Source organism: Agrobacterium sp. LY4, from assembly GCF_001526585.1.
GTDB lineage: Bacteria > Pseudomonadota > Alphaproteobacteria > Rhizobiales > Rhizobiaceae > Agrobacterium > Agrobacterium leguminum.
On record NZ_ASYA01000005.1, the window covers coordinates 40,078 to 62,699 of the forward strand.

Consider the following 22,622-nt stretch of genomic DNA (forward strand, 5'->3'; position numbering starts at 1 on the left):
GGCTTTATTCAGTCGACCAGTCTTCAACACGCAGTCCGTCTACGCGGTTGAACTCGCCGAGATTGTTGGTGACGAGTATCAGGCCGCGGGCTTTGGCCTGACCTGCTATCAAGACGTCATAGGGACCGATAGGCGTTCCCTTTGCGGCGAGAGCCGCCCGGATCTCCCCCGCGACAAAAGCATCCCGTTGATCGAAGTCGAGGATCGGAAAATCAGCAAATAACAGGCGCAATGTTTCCAGATTGTGCTGGATCTTTGCGCTCTTCTGGGCTCCAAAATACAATTCATGTGCGACGATCGATGGCAGGCCGATCGTTCCTTCAGCGCTCTGAAGTACCCGATTGACCAGCACGTCCGATCGACGGCCAATCAACGCAATAACCGCATTCGTGTCGAGAAGATGCGAGATCACGGAAACACCGTATCAAGCTCCGGCCGGTCCTGGGGTTTTGGCTGCTCGCGCCCGCCTTCCATGAAGTCGTCGCTCACGCCGCGCGCCATCGCTGCTTTCAGGGACGACCACGCGTCACCACGCTCGACGTGCGGGCGCAGAATGAGTGCGTCACCCTCCTGCGTTATGTCCACACGATCGACGTCGAAACGAAATTCTTTCGGCAGGCGAACCGCCTGAGAGTTCCCGGACTGAAATACGCGTGCAATATGGGGCATGGCGCGCTCCTGTTTGTATATACCATGATGTATATACGTCGTTTCTGCCCCGATTTCAAGCAATGACGCGTCTAAGATCAACATGCGGGTTAACAACCAGGGCAGGTGTCGAGTAAGTGCGATGTCCCGCTCTACGACATCCCGTTCGTGACTTGCTCGGATTCTGTCGCCGCGCCTTCTGATCTCCGACGGGACCGGCTCCGATAGCCCGGATGGCGCGCTTGCCAATGGCGGTGTGCCTGGCGGATACCACCGGCTCAAGGGCCGGGCGCTGGCAGTCAAGTTGATGAAGGCACGTATCTGGTGCCCCACGCGAACAGCTTCATCCGATATTGCCGTGCGATCCGAAGGCAACGATGCGGTCACAGTGCCAATCTCGCGGCCTACAAAAGTGTGATGTCGAAAGGGGGCATGTTCATCCGCATCCAGCAGCTTGGACCAAGCCGTGGCATCGTGTTGATCCGGACGGCGGCGAAGCGCTCAAGACGCGCGTGGCCAATATCCCGCAGCCCTGGACCGGGAGCCAATGGGTTTGTCTCCTTCTGTTGCCCCGAACCATTCCCGTTTTATGTCGCTCGTATAGACGACCGCCTGCTTTTGCGGCCAACCCCTAAAGGGGTAAGACTCGCCCGAAATTTTTGCGAAATTCGATTTCAGTTGTTTGCTTCGGCGGAAAATAGAATTTCGCAAAAATTTCGGCCAAGCTGACCGCAGCAGGTCGGCCGTCTCTTCGTGCGCCATCGGGAATGGTCCCGAGCAACCGAAGGAACAAGTACCATGGCCACCACAATCGCAACCCTGACGCAGAAGACCGACGGCATCCTCGAAGGCGTCTTCGCCACCATCCGGGTCAACGCCCCGATCGCCATCGTCCCGAACGCCAACAAGGCGAGCGAAGAAGCCCCCGACTACCGCGTCATCCACCGCAAGACCGGCTTCGAGATCGGTGCAGGCTGGAATCGCATCGCCCGCCAGACTGGCGAGGAATACCTCTCCGTCAAGCTGGAGGCTCCCGAGATCGGCGTGATCTTCGGCAACCTCGCCCAGGCACCCGGCGGCGATCCAAACAAGAAGGTGATCCTCTGGAACAATCCGAACTGAACGGCAAGCACCGGCCCCGAGCGATCGGGGCCGGCGTCAGCGAGCGAGGCCAGCCGGCCGGGAGGATTTGAGGAGTGATCGCGGGCATCGAGCCTGCGATGGCCTGACGCCGCCTGTATAACAGCACGCCACCGTCCTGCGTTGGCGGGCGCCGCGGAGAATGCCAAGGGCGTGCTGAAGGAGAAGAGATTGTCCAAACTTCAGCGATTGGCCGTCGAGCAAAACCTCCAAAGGAACGAGAAGGTGCTATTCGACATCGATGTAACCAGAAGATAGCGCCTTATGGAACACGGTCGCGTCCCCTGGTCGGGGCCGCGGGTTCTCTTCTTTCTGGCGTCCTACTTTACGGCTGCTCAGCCCGCCTCAAGGACGAGCGTGGGCCCCCGATTTTGCCTCCGCTCCGGTTCCCTGCGCTCCAACAAAACCGGCACCCCGCTCGCCGCCGCTGGCGGTCGCTTCGCGCTCCTTGACCCGGGCTTCGTGCGCACGTCGCCCGGTTGACGTCATCAAAAGGAGACGATCAATATGACCACTATCGATCAAATCAACGAACTGCGCGCGGAGCTTCGGAGCTGCTACTTCACAAAGACCGAGCGTGCTATGGCAAAGGCCGAGCTTGCGGCTCTCGTCGCTCAGGCACAAGCCGAGGACGAGCAGTTTGCACGTGACATTGCACTCTATCTCGCGGACCTCGAATGAGGTCAATAAAGAAGAGGGAGAGGATACGCTCTCCCTCTTCTCCGTTTGTCAGGACAACCTCATCGACCCCCTCACATCGCCCTGACGGTTGCGACGTTTCTATTGCATCACGTGCTGCAATCTTGTCGATTGTAACCCGATTCAATGGGAGCGCGCGGATGAGAGAGAACAAAGGGGCAGTATTCGGAACAGGCGCGATCATTGGCGCCTTGGGCGGGTTGATCGGACTTGGTGGCGCAGAGTTCCGATTGCCCCTATTGATTGGCATGTTCCGGTTCGGCGCCCTTGAAGCAGTCATCCTCAACAAGGCGATGAGCCTCGTGGTCGTCGCTTTTTCGTTGCCGTTTCGCGCCGGCACGATTTCCTTCGGCCAGATCGCGTCGAATTGGCCCATCATCGTCAATCTGCTGGCCGGAAGTCTGATTGGCGCCTGGTTTGGTGCTGGCTGGGCAACAAGGTTACGATCCGAGACCTTATACAAGGTCATCGCCATCTTGCTGGTGGCAATCGCGATCGTCCTTGTCCTCAGTCATGATACTAGTACCGGCCAGCCGTTTCTGACGGGTGCTGCGCAGATCATTGCGGGTGTTATCGCAGGCTTGGTGATTGGTGTTGTCGCTTCGCTGCTCGGCTCGCAGGCGGTGAACTGCTGATCCCGACCCTGGTGCTGCTCTTTGGCACCGACATTAAACTGGCCGGCAGTCTGTCGCTTGCCGTCAGTCTGCCGACGATGCTCATCGGTTTCTCGCGCTATAGCCGCGACCAGAGTTTTTCCGTGCTCGGACACAACAAGGTGTTCGTGATGATCATGGTGATCGGTTCGGTCTGCGGTGCTTTCATCAGTGGATATCTGCTCGGTATCGTTCCGAACGCCTTTCTTCTTCCGGCTCTTGCCGCGATCCTCCTGATATCCGCTTTCAAGGTATGGCGGCATACATAGGAGCGGCAGATGAAGAAATACCACATCGAGCTTACTGAGGAGGAAGCCGGACTCTTGTCGAAGATCGACCTTCGGTCTCATCATCAAAATCATGACGAGGGCCATGCCGCATATCTTAACAACAAGGAGCCTATCCTTGCGCTCCTGAAATCATTTAGCGCCCGGCGGGCCGTGCCCGAGGTGCGTCTCAGCTACTGGAATGATCCCAACTACCGGTCAGGCCGGATCAAAGGCTCGCGCAAAGGCTTGTTCGAACGCAATGGTCGCACAGGCGCTGACATCTATACCCATCCGCACTTCCTGGAGCACCTGCGATACTTTTTGTTCGGTTCGGAGCTTCCGGATGCCGTCATCGAGGAATTCGAGGCAAAGGTCGGCAATCCGGAATGGGTGAGTTCCAGCGACATCGTCCCGATCGGCAAGGCTGCACGCGACCTGACACGCAGATATAGCCTCGATATTGCTGGCGCGCCCGAGGAGCTTTTCAAGTTGTGCCTGGATATGGGGTTAAGTCTCAGTACGGCCGAGAGTGTTATGCGTTCGGTCAAGCAGGTTCGCTAATCTTCCGCCAAGCAGGCGTGCATTTCAGCGAGTTTCCAGTTGACTGTCACGATAACGCGCGATCTGCGGGAACGCCGTGTATCGCGACGAGTGCCGCGAGATCGAAGCGGAACTCGCCAAGGCCATCGCGGAGCGCGACCTTCTTTTCGTCAACGCTTGCGGGCCTTTCTTCGGCGAGCGTTCCTTCTGAGGAGGCTTTCATTCTGGCAGAAAAACCTGATAGAATCGGATGCTCTGCCGTTGTGGTCACCGACGAAATCTATGAAGTGATCGAGCGGAATCGATTCATGTTGCCGATGCCCTGAGCCTGGAAGCGACCTTCGCGCATCCTTACGACGTCCTCCCAAAATGCGGTTTCAGCCCAATCGATCACCCGCGTTGTTGCGGACTGACTCTTCTCGCTGTCTCTGCCGCAACCTCTTCACATAAGCGGCATCGACAATGTCGTCAGCCCCAAGGTCGAGCGCGCAAGCGGCGATCGATGCGAATGTGCTGTCACTGATCCTGAACCCATGTGGAAGGAAACCATGATCTTTGACTCCGTTCTCTTCCATGGCTGCAAACAGTGCCTTGAAATAGTCGGCGAGGGACGCGCGGCTTGCCTTGGTGCCGACAGCCGTCAACGGATCCGAGGCCAGCGATCTTGCTGCGGCAGCATCATTGGAAAGCGTATGCGCGAATTCGCCGAGCGTAGGCCAATATTTGAGATCGTACTGCCCGCTCAGGGCAGAAAATTCCGGCCGGACAAATGAGTTGAAACGATGGTTTTGAGCCGCCGCCTGGACGATAACATCGCAGACATCGTAGTGGGTATCGCTATGGAATTGCGACTTATTGTGAAGCTCCGAGCGCTCTTCCAGAAGCAGTGCCAACTCGCCTGCTTTTGACGCGATCGCGGCATTCACAGCGTCTAGCCGTTCTCTGTCCCTTCGTGCCTTATCGAGCTTTCCCGGGCTCCAGAAAGCGCTCGTATAGAGGATGGCTTTCAGGCAGCTCTCCAGGGCATTGCGATGTTTATGAAGCTTGCCCACCAATTCAGTGTAGGCTTCTACCAGTTCCGGTTGTCTCGACAGGAAACGATGCGCCACGATGTTTTCGCTTGGCAGGATGTGGCGTTCGGTATTGTAGCTGATCTCGGCGCGAAGAATAGACTCGCATAGCTCGACCGGATTGTTTGATGTCATGGCTCTACCTCGGTTGCTTCTTGGTCGTGAAGCGACCCTATCCCAAGTCTGAATGAGTGGCGGTACCCGACGTCAAAGAAATCGTGAGGCACTCCGGTACCGGATGCTCAAGGTATCCGTCGGCTGATCGGGAATTTGGAATTTCGTATTTGAGCCGCAGCGATCAGGCGTTCTTCATATCCCTGATCGTTTCCTGCATTTTTTCGATCTCCGTCTTGACTTTGTCCGGATCCGCATCGCCAAGGAAAGGCATTCTGGGGCGGAAGAGCGAATTTTTATCCGAAGCCATTTTCTCGACCGCCTGCTCGATCTGTTCCAGTTGACGGCGAGCCCGCTCCGCGTAGCTATTCTGGCAGATGTTAGGCCGCCATGCGCGGTTGAGGACTGGAGATCGCCCTTCGCGCTGGCGGAGGCTCTCTTTTGTCTGGTCGAATTCGGCGCACGTGGCTGCAGCTGCGGCAAGTCTCTTCGGCAACTCATCCTTTATCGACGCCAGTTGAACCTGTGCCGCCTTGATCGCATCGGCTACTTCCCGCATTCGCTGCTGTTGCCGGTCTTGTTCCTGCCTGGCAAGTTCGGCTTTACGGCGCTCGTTCTCACGCACAGCAAATGCCTGTGCTTCCTCCTGCGCCTTCGCGCGAACGGTTGTCAGCCGTTCAGCAAATTCCGCTCTCTCAACATGTTCGAGCTTCAAGTTTGCACGATTGAGGGCTGGATCACGCAGGCGCTCGCTGATCGTGCGGCGGCATTCGGTCTTCAATTGGCCAAGCATTTCCTGTGGCATGTCCTTGAAGACCGCGTCTTCCAGCCCAGAAAGAAGGCGCACGCATTCCTCGGCCTTTTTCGGGATCGTCTTCGGCGCATCGGCACCAGACGTAAACACGGAAGCGGAAGAGAACAGCAAGAGAATTTGATCATCGCTTACGTCCGGCGCGGATTCGGTGCAACTGGAAAGAGACAATCCCCAAAACAACGAGATAGCAGTTCTGGACGCAAGACGCTTCATAATGACCTCGTATATAATTTTACCACTGGTTGTATGGGTGATATGATCGCCGAATTCCAGCCTTTCTGAAGATTTTGCTGAAGGACTTTGGATGCGCTCAGTGAGTGCCAACTGGAAGCTATGGCATTGCGCTCCTCCTATGTTTGTCCCGGAGGCTATGTCGCTTGCTCATTCCGTGGGCGGTAGGGCTCGACAGCGCCGCACGCCTCTAACGATCATCGATGAGCAGCTCCGCCCTTCTTCGTGTCCAGTCTGCAGGCGTGCGCTAACCGTTGCCTTCACCAGGCGATGCGTTCATGCCAGGGTTGCCTTCGGTCGATAACCACGAGCCCGTTTCCGGCGGACGAGATCGAGGAACAGATGCACCGCGTCTTCCTCTCGCTCAAAATGATTTACGGTCATCTGCCCGCTGCAGCCGATGCGGCCCCATCGGCGGGTCAGACAGAGCGTTCCGAACAACGTCGGTTCGATCGTAAGCGCGTAGTAGCGCGCCATGTTTCTGGCGGGGTCCGTGCGTTCGATATAGAGCTGGTACGGTTGAATGAGCATGGCCCAAGAATCGCCGATCGGGGAAACCCCGTCCAACGACAGTTTTGAATCTATTGCCATGCAACGATTCATTTTGCTGATGGAATGATGCTGCGGCAAAAAGCGGTGGTCGGGCAAATCGGCTATCGCCGACCGGGCTCTAGTCGCGCCGTTCCGTCGCTCCCTGAGCCGGCTTCGCCGGCGCGGCCTTCGGTGACGATCCCTTTTGCAGGCGGCAACGATATCGGCCAGCCGCTGAACCGCAGGAGACATCGTCGCTGGATGCGGTTGGCTGATCGACGCTGGACAGATGGAAGTTCTCGCCAAACAGTCCGTTCTTGCTTTGATCTCCATAGTGACCTAGTCTTCCTTTGGCCGCCTAGGAGCGCGTGTGCAATTGATCAGACAAGAGGGTGCGATGAGCGAAACACAGCCTCGAGCCAGAATCCTTTCACAGGCCACTCGACGCAACCATGTTCTGCGACTGCCGTGGTTTTTCGTCCGACTGATCACCGTGATCGTTGTCGGAAGTGCCATGGCCGTGTTCTTTTGTGCCTGGCATCTCGCGTTTTTTCTGCTTTGCATGTTTCGACCCGTCGTCAATGTTCTTGTTCTAGGCGGTGTCGTCATGCTGCCGCTCTCGTTCGCAGCCATGGTAAAGCCGGAAGCGGCGAACGGAATGCCATTCTGGGCGATCTTCCTGATGGCGGTCGGCTCCATCGGCTTCGCGATGGCTTATTCGAAGTTCGTCGACTGGTTCGCACCGCCCGGCGAGACCGATCCGTTCAAGCGTTATTGCCGTTCGGATTGGTGATGGTCAGCGACGACATCGAACACTCGCTTTCACCGCTCACCGTTGTTAATGTGCGCGCAAGAAATCAGCGGAAGCCATCGAACGAACTTTGAAGAGGAAGATACTATGTCGTCAATTCAGAAAGCTGCTACCGCAACCGCCGAAATTGATGGGCATGTCTCCACGGCTCTCGAAGCGCTCCGTGGATTCGATGGACGCATCGCGAACGGCTACGGTGTCTACAGCGATCCTTCGAACCTCCGGCGCGATCTAGTCGAAGCCCGCAAGGCAATCGAGTCTGCGCTCAGCGTCATGCAGGCAACGACATGGCCGACCGCCGCCGAATACGATCGCGAGGAACACGCCTGAATTCTTCACGGCTTGGATTTGACGAACCGATTGGTTTTGGCAGCCTCATTCATGGTCTTACGCCGGAAATAGATCGCCCGCCCGCAGCGGATCGGGCTATGCCCTTGCACGATGATGATCTGCTCGTCTTTCCGCATCGACTGCGTAATCTCGTGCGGCATGATCAGCGGCCGGCGTTGAAAGTTGAGGCTCTCCGATTTGCGCGATGCGCTGTTCTTCGTGTCCCAGCCGATGTTTCGGGAACTGCCCTTCACTTCAACGGTCATCTCCCCACATTGTGCCGAGACGTTGCGCGCCGTCTCCAACGCTTTGATCGCGGCATAGCTCGCGAACGCGCAGCCATCGATCCATGAGACCGCGCCGTCTTTTCCAAAATGCCGTTCCAGCTGACCGACGGACTGGTAGAGGAGCATCATGCTGATGCCGTACTTACGGCCGCGATCGCGCGCTTCTTCCAGCACGCGCATGTAGCCGAGCAGGTCCACTTCGTCCAACATGAACAGGGCGCGGCGCTCGAACGCGCCGTCGGCCTCGATCATCGCGTTGATCAGAGAGCCGACGATCACACGTCCGATCCCCGGATAGGATCGCAGGATCGATGCGGGGATATTGAGGAACACGTCTTTTTTGCCTCTGATGAGATCGCTGGGCTTGAATGTGTTGCCGCAGACGAGCGCCGCGTAATTGTCGAGCGAGAGCCACTGCGTATCTTTCGACGCGGTCGAATAGACGCCAGAGAACGTCTGCTCTGTCATGTTGACGAACACGCCCAGCGTTTCGCTGATGAACTTGGATGCTGAATGCTGCTGAACGTCACGGAGCATGGCGAGCACGGACGTCTCCGGCTCGGAGACGATCTGGCGAAGGCTGCGCAGATTGCGCCGGCCTTCATATTCCGGCGACAGCATGACGTGCGCGAGCAGGCCGGTCAGCAGGTTATGCGCCTGAGATTGGAAATAGGAGCCGGTGGAGGATTCGAAGCGCACGCTTTCCGAAAGCAGCATGTGGGCGATACCGACGATGTCCTGTTCCTTCTGCCTCGACGTCTCGATGCCATCAAGTACGTTGAAGCCCATGATCGGGTTCGTCGGGTCGAGCACCATTACCTGACGCCCAAGTCTCTCCCGCCGATGCTCGACGACCATCGGTGCCACCTCTGTCGACGGATCGAGGCAGATCAGCGGTCCCGAATACCGAAGAGCCGTCGGAATGACGTTGCTCGTGGTTTTGTACCCACCGGATCCGGCGAAGAACAGCATATGGGTGGAATCGAAATCCTGCTTGTAGGTGAGCAGCGGCGCTTTGCCACCCTGTCCCCAAGTTGCCGGATCGTTCGGATCGAAGGGCAGCGCATGGACGATTTCCCTGTCGACGCGGTAACGCTCCCCGACGACAATCTCGCCGTCGTCGGGGAAGAGCCGGCCCGCCGCGGACATCGACAGCCAGTCCGCGTCTCCGAAGGTGCCGCGCCTGGCACGCTTTACAGGTTCGGATACCACCGTCGAAATGCGTGCGGACACGGCGGTCGCCATGAAGCCGACAACACCGCCGACGACGGCCACCATGTCGAGGAACGACAGCGCCTGGTTCCATGTCACAGCGCCGCTCTCGACGGAACGTGAAAGCCGGCTGAATTCCCGCAGCACATAGAAGCCAGCGACCGATAGGAAGCACATGAGCGTCGCCATCGCGATCGGTCTTCGCCGATGCAACGGCAACGCCCAGACTGTCAAAAGCCCAGCCAGCGGTCCAAGCAAGAGAACCGGAACAGGAGCGGCTCGAAGGAACCAGTATTGCGTTTTCCCCGTCATGCCCACGGCAAGCTCTGGCCAGCGCCAGCCGATGACATAGGCGGCAAACGCGGTAACTGTGATCGGCACAAAAGTGAGCAACAGGCTGGGATGCGGCTTTGCCCTTATTGTCATTCTGCCGCCTCGATCATAGGCGGGATGTTGCCATCCAGAATAGGGGCCTTGAAAGCTTCCTCGCCGATGCCCCGAAGCCGCCGATGTTCGAACGAGCTCGGCGCGATCCTCGCAAGCTCTAGCAATCCGCCAAGCAGGAAAGCGCGGTCGGTCTTCGACAGTCCCGCTCGGACGACGATGCCGCCGAGCAGGAATTTTTCGCGGGCCTCCTTTTTCCGGTCACCTGTCATGAGGAACCTCCGTCGCCGCTCCAGCGCCACCACCTGCCGATCCACGCGGCGCAGCGAATGCGCCAGCAGGCTTTTTCTTCTCCCCTCTGCGAAATCGCGCTGCGATCTCTTCGAAGATGCGATCGACCTCCTCGTCGGCGATCTCCATCTCCGCTAGTCCCGATTTCGTTGCTGCGCGGGCAAATCGATCAGCTGATTTGACTATTAAAGTTTTTCTGCGTTCGCGCAGTTTTTCGATTTGCGCATCGATATCGAGAATTGACGGTTTAGCAGCCATATTCTGGTCCTTTCCAATTGCAGTAAACTTTCTGCTTTTCGATTTAACTAACTAGAAAATAGTAGTCAAATAAGCTACGTTGCACAAGTCCCCAAAACGTCGATGCCGGAATTCCGGCTTGGGCCGTCTTCCGGAAAAGCGGCATGGCCTTGGCAGGCCATCGGTTTGAGGGCGCAATATACGTCGCTTGCGCGACGTGCTTGGAAGGTCAGGAGACGGCATTGGCGATCATGTTCGTCAGAGCGCAGGTGATCAGCAGGGGAGCGGGACGCAGCATCGTCTCGGCTGCCGCCTATCGTCATCGCGCCCGGATGATGGACGAGCAGGCCGGCACGTCCTTCAGCTATCAGGGCGGGGCATCCGAGCTCGTGCATGAGGAGCTGGCGCTGCCGGATCAAATCCCCGCCTGGCTGAACACGGCCGTCAACGGCAAAACCGTGGCTGCGGCCAGCGAGGCTCTCTGGAACGCGGTCGATGCCTTCGAGACGCGGGCGGATGCGCAGCTTGCCCGTGAGCTGATCATCGCCCTGCCGGAAGAGCTGACGCGGGCGGAGAATATCGCCCTGGTCCGTGAGTTCGTCACGGACAGTCTTACGTCGAAAGGTATGGTCGCCGATTGGGTATTCCACGACAAAGACGGCAATCCGCACATCCATCTGATGACGACGCTCAGGCCGCTGACGGAAGAGGGGTTCGGGCCGAAGAAGGTGGCGGTATTGGGCGAGGACGGAGAACCGCTGCGTGTCGTCACGCCCGACCGGCCGAACGGTAAGATCGTCTACAAGATCTGGGCCGGCGACAAGGAAACGATGAAGGCATGGAAGATCGCCTGGGCGGGAACGGCCAATCGACATCTAGCCCTTGCGGGACATGATATCCGCTTCGACGGTCGCTCCTATGCCGAACAGGGCCTCGACGGCATCGCGCAGAAACACCTCGGGCCGGAAAAGGCAGCACTCGCCCGTAAGGGGATCGAGATGTATTTCGCGCCGGCCGATCTCGCCCGTCGGCAGGAAATGGCCGACCGGCTGCTGGCCGAACCGGAGCTTCTGCTGAAGCAGCTCGCCAACGAACGATCCACTTTCGACGAGCGCGATATCGCCAAGGCGCTGCATCGCTATGTCGACGATCCCACCGATTTCGCCAATATACGCGCGCGGCTGATGACTTCCGACGATCTCGTGCTGCTGAAGCCGCAGCGGATTGACGATCAGAGCGGAAAGGTCGCAGAGCCCGCTGTCTTCACCACGCGCGAAATCCTGCGCATCGAATTTGACATGGCGCAGTCGGCAGAGGTCTTGTCGAAGCGAACCGGCTTCGGCGTTGCCGATGCCAAGATTGCCGCCGCCGTGCGACAGGTGGAAACGGCCGATCCAGAAAAGCCTTTCAAGCTCGATGCGGAACAGGTCGATGCCGTCAGGCATGTCACCGGTGAGAACGCCGTCGCCGCAGTCGTCGGTCTTGCTGGTGCGGGGAAGTCGACGCTGCTGGCCGCGGCCCGCGTTGCCTGGGAAAGGGACGATCGCCGGGTTTTCGGCGCAGCGCTTGCCGGTAAGGCAGCAGAAGGACTTGAAGACAGTTCCGGCATCAAGTCACGCACGCTCGCCTCCTGGGAACTGGCGTGGGCGAACGGAAGGGATCTTGTCGGAAGGGGCAACGTCTTCGTCATCGACGAGGCCGGTATGGTGTCATCACAGCAGATGGCGCGGGTGCTCAAGGTCCTGGAGGAGGCCGGCGCGAAAGCCGTTTTGGTCGGCGACGCCATGCAGCTTCAGCCGATCCAGGCGGGCGCAGCGTTCCGCGCGATCAGCGACCGGATCGGCTTTACCGAACTTGCGGGCGTGCGCCGCCAGCGCGAGGAGTGGGCGCGCGAAGCTTCGCGCCTGTTCGCGCGTGGCGAGGTGGAAAAGGGTCTTGATGCCTATGCCGCACATGGCCGCCTTGTCGAAAGCGAAACGCGCGACGAGATCATCGGCCGCATGGTTTCAGACTGGGCGGATGCGCGCCGCTCCCTCGTTCAGGCATCCCGGGATCAAGAAAACGGACCTCGCCTTCGCGGCGACGAGTTGCTCGTCCTCGCCCACACCAACGATGACGTTCGCAAGCTGAACGAAGCCCTGCGCAAGGTGATGATGGACGACGGCGCACTCACCGGCGCGCGCGAATTCCATACGGCGCGGGGGATGCGCGAGTTTGCCGCCGGCGACCGCATCATCTTCCTTGAGAACGCCAGGTTCCTTGAACCGCGGGCAAGTCGTCTGGGCCCGCAATACGTCAAGAACGGCATGCTCGGGACGATCGTTGCGACCGGCGACAAACGCGCCGGCCCGCTTCTTTCGGTGCGTCTCGACAATGGCCGCGACGTCGTCATCAGCGAGGACAGCTATCGCAACATCGATCACGGCTATGCCGCGACGATTCACAAATCTCAAGGGGCAACCGTCGACCGGACCTTCGTGCTCGCAACCGGCATGATGGACCAGCACCTCACCTATGTGTCGATGACCCGCCATCGCGAACGCGTCGACCTTTATGCGGCCAAAGAAGATTTCCAGCCAAAGCTGGAATGGGGCAGGGCGGCACGCGCCGATCATGCCGCGGGTGTCACCGGCGAGCTCGTCGAAACCGGTCTTGCGAAATTCCGGCCTAATGATGAAGACGCGGACGAAAGTCCTTATGCTGACATGAAGACCGATGACGGGGCAGTCCATCGGCTCTGGGGCGTCAGCCTGCCGAAGGCGCTGGAAGAGGGGGGCGTCTCGGAAGGCGACACCGTGACGCTGCGCAAGGATGGCGTCGAACGGGTCACGGTCACCGTCCCTGTCGTCGACGAGAAAACAGGGAACAAGAGTTTCGAGGAACGAACGGTTGATCGGAATGTCTGGACTGCGGAGCTGAAGGAAACGGCCGATGTCCGTCGAGAGCGGATCGAGCGCGGGAGCCACCGCCCGGAATTGTTCAAACAGCTTGTCGAGCGTCTCGGCCGCTCTGGCGCAAAGACAACGACGCTCGATTTCGAGAGCGAGGAAGGTTATCAGGCCCATGCCCGCGACTTTGCCCGGCGGCGCGGTATCGACACGCTCACCGGGGTCGTGGCCGGAATGGAGGAGGGCGTCTCGCGGCGGCTGGCGTGGATTGCGGAGAAGCGAGGGCAGGTGGCGAGGCTTTGGGAGCGGGCGAGCGTGGCGCTTGGCTTTGCTATCGAACGGGAACGCAGCATCTCCTACAATGAGGCACCGGCGGCGACTGTCGCGGCGGATATCCCGGTCGGTGGCTACCATCTGATCCCGCCCACCACCACGTTCACCCGCAGCGTCGAGCAGGATGCCCGCCGTGCGCAGCTTTTGTCCGAACGCTGGAAGGAGCGGGAGGCCATTCTGCGGCCGGTTCTCGAGAAGGTCTATCGCGATCCGGATGCGGCGCTGATCCGCTTGAATGCGCTCGCTTCGAATTCCGCGATCGATCCCCGCAAGCTCGCCGACGATCTCGCGATGGCTCCGAACCGTCTCGGTCGCCTGCGCGGGTTTGATCTCATAGTCGACGGACGGGCGGCACGCGATGAACGGACCGCAGCGATGGCGGCACTCAATGACTTGGTGCCGCTGGCACGCGCGCACGCGACGGAGTTCCGCAGGAATGAGGGTCGCTTCCAGGATCGCGAGAAGACCCGCCGTGCTCATATGTCCTTGTCGATCCCGGCGATGTCGAAACGGGCCATGGCGCGCCTCGTGGAAATCGAGGCCGTACGCAAGCAGGGCGGTGACGATGCCTATAAGACCGCGTTCTCCTTCGCCGTTGAAGATCGAGAGATCGTGCAGGAGGTGAAAGCGGTAAGCGACGCGCTGAGCGCGCGCTTCGGCTGGAGCGCCTTCACCGCGAAGGTCGATGCGACCGCCGAGCGCAATGTTGCCGAGCGTATGTCGGAAGACCTGACCGATGAGCGCCGCGAAAAGCTGGTGCGCCTGTTCGAGGTTATCAGGCGCTTCAGCGACGAGCAGCATCTTGCGGAGAAACAGGATCGATCAAAGATCGTCGCCGGCGCGAGTGTCGAGGCCGGAAAGGAGAGCATAGCCATGCTTCCCATGCTTGCCGCCGTCGTCGAGTTCAAGACGCCGGTGGATGACGAAGCCCGCGCACGGGCGATCGCCGTCCCGCATTATCGACATCATCTTTCAGCACTTACCGAGACCGCTGGACGCATCTGGCGCGATCCCGCCGGCGCGGTGGGCAAGATCGAGGACCTGATCGTGAAGGGCATCGCTAGCGAACGGATTGCGGCGGCGGTCACAAACGATCCCGCTGCCTATGGTGCGCTGCGCGGCTCCGACCGCATCATGGACAAGTTGCTCGCCGTCGGCCGGGAGCGGAAAGACGCGCTCCAGGCTGTGCCTGAAGCCGCCAGCAGGGTTCGCTCGCTCGGCGCATCCTGGGTCAGCGCGCTCGATGCGGAGAGCCAGGCGATCAGGGAAGAACGTCGGCGCATGTCCGTTGCAATTCCCGGTCTGTCACCGGCGGCCGAAGGAGCTCTTCTCGACCTCGTCGCCGACCTGAAGAAGCAGAAACAAGAAAAGGCAAAGAGTTCCAGGATCGAGACCGCCGCTCGCTCCCTCGATCCTGACATCGTCCGAGAGTTCGCCGCTGTCAGCCGGGCGCTTGACGAGCGCTTTGGCAGAAACGCGATCCTGCGCGGCGAGACGGATGTCATCAATCGCGTCTCGCCGGCGCAGCGCCGCGCCTTCGAGGCGATGCGGGAGCGCCTGCAGGTCGTACAGCAAACTGTGCGGACGCACGGCAGCCAGGAGATCATATCCGAGCGCCAGCGCCGTGCCATCGATCGCGCCCGCGGTCTCATTCGATAGCCAGTTTTTGAAGAACGAAAGGAAAGCACATGACAGAGCAGAAAACGTCCTACGACGGGATCGTCCGAACCGAGATCGCCATCGAAATCCTCAACCAGGCGCGTGCCATCGTCACTGCCCGCGTCTACGAGCTTGAGGGTACGGACCCGGTGGCAACTGAGGCGCTACGCCAGCGGCGTCGCGATCTCATCGATGTCCAGCAGCGCCTTTCCGCCGATGGCCGTGATGCTGTCGAGAACGTCATCGCGGTCTGGGGACCGCGCGTGCAGGACGAGACCCGCTTCTGGGCGGAGTTCTGATCATGGCGGAGGATCAGGCATCCGGCCCGCTCTCGCGTGAGAGGAACGAGAGCATTTTCCGCAATGACATTCTTCCCGATTATCTGCCGACGACAATGACGCCGGCAGAGCGGCCGCGCCTTATCGTGCTCGGCGGCCAGCCAGGCGCCGGCAAGACGGGCGTGCTGATCGCCAGCCATGCGGAGCTTGAACAATCTGGCTCGGCGATCCGCATCGTCGGCGACGATCTCAGATCCTACCATCCGCAGTTTCTGCGCTTCCAGCGACAGGATCCGGAGACTGCCTCGCAGTTCACGCAAGTGGACGCCGGGCGATGGACGGAAAAACTGCTGGCGGCGGCGGCCGAGCGCAAGGTGAACATCGTCTTCGAGACGACGATGCGCACCCCCGAAAACGTCGCTCGTGTCATAGGGATGGCGCGCGAGGCTGGCTACGACGTCGAGGTCCGCGCTGTTGCCGTCAATCCGCGCCTCAGCTGGCAAGGTAATCATTATCGCTTCGAGGAAATGCTGCGTCTCGGCGACGCCGCGCGCATTCCGCCGCAGCATATTCATGACGCCGCCGTCGACGGGCTTCGCATGAGTCTGGAGAAGATCGAAAGCGAGCACATGGCCGATCGGGTGCAATTGCGCACGCGTGGCGGCGCGATCCTCTACGATAACGAGAGGCGGCAAGGAGAGTGGTTGCATCGCCCCGGCGCAAGGCAGGCACTGGAAGCGGAGCAGGCTCGGCCGATGGGCCGTTCGGAACTCCAGCGATTTGCCGACGACTGGAGTTATGTTCTGAGCCGGATGGAAGAACGAAGAGCCCCGGCGGACCTGATTGCCGAGGTAAGTATGCGCGCCGCCGATGATGTGAACTATCTGCTCACGCAACGACGCGAGGCCGACGGCGAAGACGCACGGCGGGCGCGGACCATCTTCCAACGCCAGGCTGATGCGCTCGGCCTGTTCGTCGAGCTCTACGACAATGCCCTGCGTGATCACGAGCGCCGGCCGATCGGCAATGTCGAGGCTCACGCCGTCGGGCGTCTCTCCCAGAGCTACATGGCGCTGCGGCTCATCGAGGCGGCACGCGATCTTGGTCTTCTCCCTGAGAACGGCAGGATCGTTGCGACACGCGCCATTGTTCAGGACAAGCAAGCGAGCAGCGAATTCCCCGCGGCCCATCGGTTGCCGGCGGATCTCGCTGTGGAAACATCGGAAGGGATACGCAAGCGTCTGACGGACTATTTTGGCGTCGCGCTTGATCGAGCGGCGATCGACCGGGATGTGTTCAGCCCCACGGACCGCATGTCGCGCCTCACCAATGTCGCGGATGCCTGGCTCGAAAGTGCTGGGATGCGCAAGACCCTCGCGCGGGCGGCGAATAAAGTTGCCGCCGGTCCGATGTCGGCCGACGCGGCGATGACTCAAATCGTTGAGCCCGGATACGCGGCGGCGATCGATGAAGCGCGGCGGAAGGTTGGACGCAACATGGCGCTTGCCGAGCGGAAGGCGATCGTATCCGCAGTGGTCGATGAGACGGGAACGCCCCTGCGGGCGATGCGGGATGATCTCAGGCTACGCACGAAGGATATCGCCAATCGCACTCGGGCGCAGGCCATGATGGGGGCGGTCTTTGGGGAGACGGCGCGGCACGATCGCCTCGGCCAGCAGCAGCGTCGCGCTGCGGATGCTTTCGTGGAGGGCATTGCCGCAAACGAGCGGACGCTGGGTCTGGGTCGCGACGGCGCGCCGGTCCGCAGCACACCACTCGTTCCTGCGAGGCACCTGCCGGATCTCAGCGCGGGCGAAATCGACGCGCGCCTGCAGAATTCCGTTCGCTTGGCCGACAAGCGTGCCGAGATCGACAATCTGTCGAGGCTCGTGTTCGGCAACAGCCAGGCGGTGTCGTTTTCGGTGCTGAACATCCGCGATGCCGGCAGTGGTGCTGCAGCCGGCGATGATGTTCGTGAGGGTCGACTTGGCGAGATGGTTGGGGAGGGGCGTACATGGCTAAAGCGACCGAGTCCGGCTCGCCAATCTGCCCAGGCTCATGCGCCGAGGCTCGCGGCGGCACTGGTGGATTATGGGGTGGCGGTCGATTTCGAGCGGCATCAAATCAACCTTCACCACCGCGAGGAGCAGGCGCGACACAGGGTAGAGGTTCCCAGGCCGTCGAAGGAACTCTCCGCCTTGATGTCCGGTACTGACCAGGAGGAGGTACGTCGCTTGGATGCCGATCCAGCCCTCCGCCGTGAGCTTGAGAAGATCACCCTGGCGATGACCAAACGTCTTTCCTCGGCGGATCGCGCTGACCTGAAAGGGGGAAATGTCACGAGGTTAGCGTCTTCCCTTGGGATAACGCCGGAGCAGGCTGCTTCACTCAAGCTCGTTCAGGATCGCGCCGGTGCGCTGCAGGATAGGTCCCTTCGGCAGACGCGCCACGTTACGAGCACGCCCCAGCTCGGAATGCGGCGTTGATCCCAAAGATCGACCCCTATTAACCAGCGCACGCCCTGTCAGCATCGGCCGGTGCGGCCCGCCCGCCGACCAATCATGTCGGACAGCTCGTCGCCAGCCGTATGCCATTCGAGATGACCGGACTGATCATTCAAGGCCCGAGACAGGGCCACTTGCAGCAGGGACCGGATTCCGAAGAATGTTGCAAGGTCTTCAGCCTCCACGCGAAGATGTAGGCCGCAAACGTTCGCCTTGATGATCGCCCTGCCGTCGCCAAAGTTCAGGACCTGGTCGGCACGATTGGTGTCGATCGACAGGGCGCAATCGCGGAGTGATCCGCATAACGTCTCAGCGATCCGGTCCGCATCTGGGACCGCAACAACCGTTTCGGAATTATGTTTTGCCATGAGAACTTCTTGGGTTGCCTGGTCACGCAAATTGCAATGTCGGCGCGGAGGTGGCGCGCGATGGAAACGCTGGTCGGCGATATAGCGGCTCGCCCACCCGGAGTTTGGCGCGCATGACACCGAGGACGCGGTGCGAAACCTCGAACGCACCGCAGCAGACCGGGAAACGGCCATAGCCATCGGAACGGCCGAGTTCATCGAGTTCGGCGCCGGCTTTTTGATAAACACGCCGCATGTGCGGCTCGTAGTTCGAGATCATGGTGTGGATTGCACTGGCAAGCGCCGCCTCGCACAAGGCAAGAAGCAGCAGAGAAAAGGCTCTGTCCGGTCGCATGTCAGGGAAGTCACGTTCGATGGCATCCTCATCGATGCACATTCGCGTGCCCTCCCAGATGCCAGGCGCGATCAGGTCGCACACATCGGGAAATGTCTCGCGAAAGACGTCATAGAGCAGCGTCGGACCAGTCGTTGGCATGAGGCGAACAGAGCCATAAAGCTGCCTACGATCTTCATCGCACCACAGCAGATAAGCTGGGTGGAGTTCGTCATAGCGATCCCGTTCGCGATGGCCGGATACGGACACGTCCCAGCCGAGTCGGTCTGCAAAAACTCTTTTTCTCAACCGGAACGACTGATCGAGCAGTACGGTATATTTTTGATATTCGTGTGCTTGAATAAGGAGATACATGCTTGCCTCCGCATATTGATCGAGGCCAGCGTGCAACAGGATTCGCGCGCGCGATATATTCGGAGATTAGCTCCCCGAATCCTGGGTATTGCCATAGGGGTTTATCAGGCGGAGCTGAATCGCAAGAGCGGTTGCCGATGTGGTCGACGCCGCTCCGAGCTTGTGGCGTGCCGACATCAGATATCGTTGCGTCGTGTGCATTGAGAGGCCGAGGATTTCGGCGATTTCATCGTTCGTTTTTCCAAGAGCGGACCAGTAAAGGCATTCCTTCTCGCGCGGACCGAGCTGCGGGATTGGATCATGCTCGCCGTGAAGTTCGAACACCGCTTTTCTGTGGATCAAAAATGCAAGATCGAGCCACTCGTGGCCATACGTCTGGACCAGGTTGCTCCATTCGCTGGCGGGCTTCCTGGAGTTCAACGATAAGAGAGCACGGCGCTTCTTGTCGACAATGGGAATGGAATATCCATTGGCTCCAACGCCGTGTTCCTGGGCGTCGAGCAGAAAGTCATGGGCTGCCTGTGGAACCTCGACCTCGCGCCAATCGAACGGCATTTGCCGGATGAGACCTTCGCGCACGATCGGATCGACTTTCACGTATCCCCGCAGCAGGTAGCGCGCTACCCAAGCATCGCGATAGGTTGTGCGAACGTACGGAGTGTCGACCACGTCTGCTACGGTCAGAGCCAGATGGTAGGTGGAAAACTCGATCCCGTACGCCGCTTCCAGAATGCGGAGTGCATCATCGACACTCGGTGCATTCTGTATTTTTAGGCTGAGATTTTCAAAATCATCCAGTACCCGTAATTTCTCCATTTAAAACTCCGGAAGAACACGCTCTTTGACGACATCGACAGTGCGGCCAAGGGGCTTTGCTCTCCGATAGTCTATCGTAATGGTATAACATATTGAGTGCTCGTTTCCCGAGGTTGGCGGAGCCAAGAAGTCGAGATCCGCAGAGTGTCGTCTTGCGATCAATCAACGCGTGTAAAAGCGTCGTTCGAGCCAACTGCATGCACGTTCTAAATGTGCATCGACCTCCTTAATCAGTCCCAGCCACCGGATGAACCCGTGGTTCATATCTCCTGCGACATCCAGTTCGGTAGGTACTCCATCCGCCACGAGTTTCGCCGCAAGCGCGCGTCCTTCGTCGAACAGCACGTCGAATCCCGCTAACTGTATGTATGATGGCGGAAGCGCACTGAATGTGGGAGCACGAAGCGGTGCAGCCGCAGCAATCGCTTCTGTCGCCTCGGAATCGATGTAATGGTCCCAGAACCAGCGCATCATCTTTGCGGTAAGTCCGAAGCCTGTGGCGAAGTGCTCATAAGAAGCTCGTTGCGAACTGTAATGATCAGCGACAGGGAACAGCAACATCAACGCGCTAACAACGCGGCGGTTACTATCGTTAAGTCTCAGGGCCGATAGAAGAGCCAGGCAGGCACCCGCGCTGTCGCCGACGAGTACTAACTTGTTCGCATCGCCTCCGAGCGAAATGGCGTGCTGTTGGACCCATCGTGTGGCATCAACGCAATCGTTAAGTCCCGCCGGAAATCGTGCTTCGGGTGCAAGAGCATAGTCGACCGAAACGACGATCGATTGGGTTCTCGTAGCGAGAAAACGACAAAAGGCATCGTGCGTATCGATGTCTAGAATACAGAAGCCGCTACCGTGAAAGAACACCGTCACGGGCAGTCCCGTTTTGTCAGTCGGGCGATAAACTCGGACAGGTACGGGTGATCGGTCGAGGTCCAAAATTTGGTCTAGAACCGAATGAAGCGTCAGCTTTGGTGCACCCGTCTCATAGGCTAGGCGAGAAAGCCGACGTACCTCTTCGACGGGCAATTCGTGCAACGGCGTGCTTCCCTTTGCTGCTAGCAAAGCCTCAGCGATTTTCGGATGCAACTGCAAGAATTCCTCCGCTAAAGGAAGCGGGCGGTGCCTTACCCGCCGTCGCTTCAGAGTTACACCGTGGCGAATGTCTTGCCCCTTATCAGATCGGCGGCCTTCTCGCCGATCATCATGGAAGCTGCATATGTGTTCGCCGAAGGTATCATCGGCATGATCGATGCATCGGCGATACGCAGACGGTCGATTCCAAACACTCTCAGTTGATCATCAACGACTGCGAGGGGGTCGTTTACGCCGCCCATCCGTGCGGTTCCGACCAAATGATAGCCCGTGGAGCCGTTTTTCTTCACGAAGTCGAGCATGTCCCCATCAGTCTTTACCCGCGGACCAGGAACAGTCTCTTCAACGAGATATTGTGAGAGTTCTGGCGCATGAAGCAATTCTCGTATCATTTGCATGCCTCTGACCATCACCTGCTGGTCAGTTGGATGGTCCAGATAGTTTGGTTGAATAACGGGATCGACCCAAGCGTCTTTCGACACCGCGCGTACATAGCCTTTGGAGAGCGGACGGTGCTGCCAGGCACCAGCGGTCACACCGGGATAGGAGTCGAGAACGTAGTGTTTCCCCTCCTTGTAGCTGCCCGGCGTAAAGACACACTGAAGGTCAGGGAGATCCAGACTTTTGTCGGATTTCAGGAAAAGGAAAACCTGCGATGGCGACAATGCCAGGATGTTCGGCCGACGTGCGAGCCAACGGAGAACCTGCCAAACCAGTCGCGGGCCGCGCGCCATCTCGTTAAGCGTCACCACGTCCCGTTTCGCACGCATGACAGCGCGAGCCGAATAGTGGTCGATCAAGTTCTGGCCAACGCCGCGGAGCTCGCGGACGACGTTCACACCCAGCTCATTGAGCAAATCGCCCGACCCTATACCGGAGACCTGGAGGAGACGGGCTGTATTGACCGTTCCGGAGCATACGATGACTTCTCGACGAGCGCGGATGGTGGTCTCCGCTCCTCCACGAGATCTGACGAACCTGACGCCTTGCGCGGCGCCTCCTTCGATCACCAGAGAGGTTACGCGCGCACTCGTGATGAGCTTAATATTACCGCGCTTCAAGGCCGGCCGCAGGAACGCGGCGGCAGTGCTCACGCGAAGTCCATTCTTTATGTAGCGCTGGAAGTAGCCGACACCTTCCTGATCGCCGCTGTTGTAGTCCGGATTGCGGGGAAGGCCACGTTTCATCGCTGTGGCGATGAACGCTTCGGATACCGGATGGACCCAGTCCATATCGGTCACTGGAACCGGGCCACTCCGCCCCCGGATCGCGTCGTCGGCCTCGCCGATTCTCGCCTCCGAACGTTTGAAATAGGGAAGAATGTCGTTGTAGCCCCAGCCGCGATTGCCGAGTTGCGCCCAGTGGTCATAGTCCTGGGGCTGGCCGCGATTGTACATCAATCCATTGATCGAGCCAGATCCACCAACCACACGGCCCTGGGTCGTCGAGATGCGTCGTCCCCCTGTATTCTCCGTCGGCTCGGTCTTGAACTGCCATGTCACCGCGTCTTGTGTCAGGGTCTTGGTGAACCCGGCCGGAAGATAGACGTACGGGCGCAAGTCGCTCGGGCCGGCCTCGATTACGCAAATGGAAAGGGACGGATCCTCGCCAAGACGGGACGCGATGATCGACCCGGCGGTGCCCGCTCCGATGATGATATAGTCGAAAGATTCCGATGCTTCGTCGGAGCGTGCCATTGCCAGTTCACTTTCTATATTTGCAATTTGATGAC

The 22,622-nt window shown here is 59.3% G+C and carries 21 protein-coding genes and 1 pseudogene; 9 read left to right on the forward strand and 13 right to left on the reverse strand.

Annotation, left to right across the window (positions count from 1 at the left end):
• Positions 1–4: 4 nt before the first annotated feature.
• Together L904_RS07190 and L904_RS07195 are read right to left on the reverse strand one after the other, a co-directional pair.
• Positions 5–412 carry a type II toxin-antitoxin system VapC family toxin gene (locus L904_RS07190; protein WP_020809987.1) on the reverse strand — a complete coding sequence of 136 codons (408 nt, stop codon included), beginning with the start codon at positions 410–412 and terminating at the stop codon, positions 5–7.
• Positions 409–669 (reverse strand): AbrB/MazE/SpoVT family DNA-binding domain-containing protein, encoded by a 261-nt coding sequence (locus tag L904_RS07195; protein WP_031233812.1) that lies wholly within the window; start codon positions 667–669, stop codon positions 409–411. Before L904_RS07195 ends, L904_RS07190 begins: the two co-directional genes overlap by 4 nt.
• Before the next feature lie 777 nt (positions 670–1,446).
• On the opposite strand from L904_RS07195, the gene L904_RS07200 reads away from it, so the two are divergent.
• The 4 genes and pseudogenes from L904_RS07200 to L904_RS07210 all read left to right on the forward strand — a co-directional run bounded on the left by L904_RS07200 (position 1,447) and on the right by L904_RS07210 (position 3,970).
• Complete coding sequence (locus L904_RS07200) at positions 1,447–1,770, forward strand: DUF736 family protein (protein ID WP_020809989.1); 324 nt, start codon at positions 1,447–1,449, stop codon at positions 1,768–1,770.
• A 525-nt stretch (positions 1,771–2,295) separates the two neighbouring features.
• A complete protein-coding gene (locus tag L904_RS28075; RefSeq protein ID WP_020809991.1) occupies positions 2,296–2,469 on the forward strand; it encodes a hypothetical protein in 174 nt (57 codons plus the stop codon).
• A 158-nt stretch (positions 2,470–2,627) separates the two neighbouring features.
• A pseudogene (locus L904_RS07205) lies at positions 2,628–3,409 on the forward strand (TSUP family transporter).
• A gap of 9 nt (positions 3,410–3,418) precedes the next feature.
• The gene (locus L904_RS07210; protein WP_020809992.1) at positions 3,419–3,970 is read left to right on the forward strand and encodes a hypothetical protein; all 552 of its coding nucleotides are present in this window, start codon (positions 3,419–3,421) and stop codon (positions 3,968–3,970) included.
• 356 nt (positions 3,971–4,326) lie between these two features.
• Here L904_RS07210 and L904_RS07215 read toward each other — a convergent pair whose 3' ends face one another.
• From L904_RS07215 to L904_RS07225, 3 genes are all read right to left on the reverse strand, one after another.
• On the reverse strand, positions 4,327–5,154 hold the full coding sequence (locus L904_RS07215) for a hypothetical protein (protein ID WP_020809994.1): 828 nt from the start codon (positions 5,152–5,154) through the stop codon (positions 4,327–4,329).
• A 163-nt stretch (positions 5,155–5,317) separates the two neighbouring features.
• Positions 5,318–6,160, reverse strand: a complete 843-nt coding sequence (locus L904_RS07220; protein WP_155246258.1) for a hypothetical protein — start codon at positions 6,158–6,160, stop codon at positions 5,318–5,320.
• A 294-nt stretch (positions 6,161–6,454) separates the two neighbouring features.
• Positions 6,455–6,769 (reverse strand): WGR domain-containing protein, encoded by a 315-nt coding sequence (locus tag L904_RS07225; protein WP_020809996.1) that lies wholly within the window; start codon positions 6,767–6,769, stop codon positions 6,455–6,457.
• Between the two features lie 310 nt (positions 6,770–7,079).
• Here L904_RS07225 and L904_RS28335 point away from each other — a divergent pair, with 310 nt between their 5' ends.
• Positions 7,080–7,502: a hypothetical protein gene (locus L904_RS28335; RefSeq protein ID WP_245303276.1), complete on the forward strand. Its 423-nt coding sequence runs from the start codon at positions 7,080–7,082 to the stop codon at positions 7,500–7,502.
• A gap of 105 nt (positions 7,503–7,607) precedes the next feature.
• Entirely contained in the window at positions 7,608–7,850 is a 243-nt protein-coding gene (locus tag L904_RS07235; RefSeq protein ID WP_020809998.1) for a hypothetical protein, read from the forward strand.
• A gap of 5 nt (positions 7,851–7,855) precedes the next feature.
• Here the strand turns inward: L904_RS07235 and traG are convergent, their stop codons facing one another.
• From traG to L904_RS07250, 3 genes are read right to left on the reverse strand one after another with little or no spacing between them, the layout of a single operon-like run.
• Positions 7,856–9,775 (reverse strand): Ti-type conjugative transfer system protein TraG, encoded by a 1,920-nt coding sequence (gene traG / locus L904_RS07240; RefSeq protein WP_020809999.1) that lies wholly within the window; start codon positions 9,773–9,775, stop codon positions 7,856–7,858.
• Complete coding sequence (locus L904_RS07245; protein WP_020810000.1) at positions 9,772–10,005, reverse strand: conjugal transfer protein TraD; 234 nt, start codon at positions 10,003–10,005, stop codon at positions 9,772–9,774. The genes traG and L904_RS07245 overlap by 4 nt, the downstream gene beginning before the upstream one ends.
• Entirely contained in the window at positions 9,995–10,282 is a 288-nt protein-coding gene (locus L904_RS07250; protein WP_020810001.1) for a TraC family protein, read from the reverse strand. The genes L904_RS07245 and L904_RS07250 overlap by 11 nt, the downstream gene beginning before the upstream one ends.
• Before the next feature lie 221 nt (positions 10,283–10,503).
• On the opposite strand from L904_RS07250, the gene traA reads away from it, so the two are divergent.
• From traA to L904_RS07265, 3 genes are read left to right on the forward strand one after another with little or no spacing between them, the layout of a single operon-like run.
• Positions 10,504–15,141 (forward strand): Ti-type conjugative transfer relaxase TraA, encoded by a 4,638-nt coding sequence (traA, locus tag L904_RS07255; protein ID WP_031233815.1) that lies wholly within the window; start codon positions 10,504–10,506, stop codon positions 15,139–15,141.
• 29 nt (positions 15,142–15,170) lie between these two features.
• Entirely contained in the window at positions 15,171–15,440 is a 270-nt protein-coding gene (locus tag L904_RS07260; RefSeq protein ID WP_020810003.1) for a hypothetical protein, read from the forward strand.
• Between the two features lie 2 nt (positions 15,441–15,442).
• Positions 15,443–17,905 (forward strand): zeta toxin family protein, encoded by a 2,463-nt coding sequence (locus L904_RS07265; RefSeq protein ID WP_020810004.1) that lies wholly within the window; start codon positions 15,443–15,445, stop codon positions 17,903–17,905.
• A gap of 38 nt (positions 17,906–17,943) precedes the next feature.
• On the opposite strand, the gene L904_RS07270 is transcribed toward L904_RS07265, so the two are convergent.
• From L904_RS07270 to L904_RS07290, 5 genes are all read right to left on the reverse strand, one after another.
• Complete coding sequence (locus L904_RS07270) at positions 17,944–18,291, reverse strand: hypothetical protein (protein WP_020810005.1); 348 nt, start codon at positions 18,289–18,291, stop codon at positions 17,944–17,946.
• A 22-nt stretch (positions 18,292–18,313) separates the two neighbouring features.
• Positions 18,314–18,979 carry an acyl-homoserine-lactone synthase gene (locus tag L904_RS07275; protein WP_020810006.1) on the reverse strand — a complete coding sequence of 222 codons (666 nt, stop codon included), beginning with the start codon at positions 18,977–18,979 and terminating at the stop codon, positions 18,314–18,316.
• Positions 18,980–19,045: 66 nt separating this feature from the next.
• Positions 19,046–19,795: a LuxR family transcriptional regulator gene (locus L904_RS07280; protein WP_020810007.1), complete on the reverse strand. Its 750-nt coding sequence runs from the start codon at positions 19,793–19,795 to the stop codon at positions 19,046–19,048.
• A gap of 162 nt (positions 19,796–19,957) precedes the next feature.
• Positions 19,958–20,890, reverse strand: coding sequence for an alpha/beta hydrolase (locus L904_RS07285; RefSeq protein WP_020810008.1), 933 nt, complete (start codon positions 20,888–20,890; stop codon positions 19,958–19,960).
• A 53-nt stretch (positions 20,891–20,943) separates the two neighbouring features.
• Complete coding sequence (locus L904_RS07290) at positions 20,944–22,587, reverse strand: GMC family oxidoreductase (RefSeq protein WP_020810009.1); 1,644 nt, start codon at positions 22,585–22,587, stop codon at positions 20,944–20,946.
• Positions 22,588–22,622: the final 35 nt, after the last annotated feature.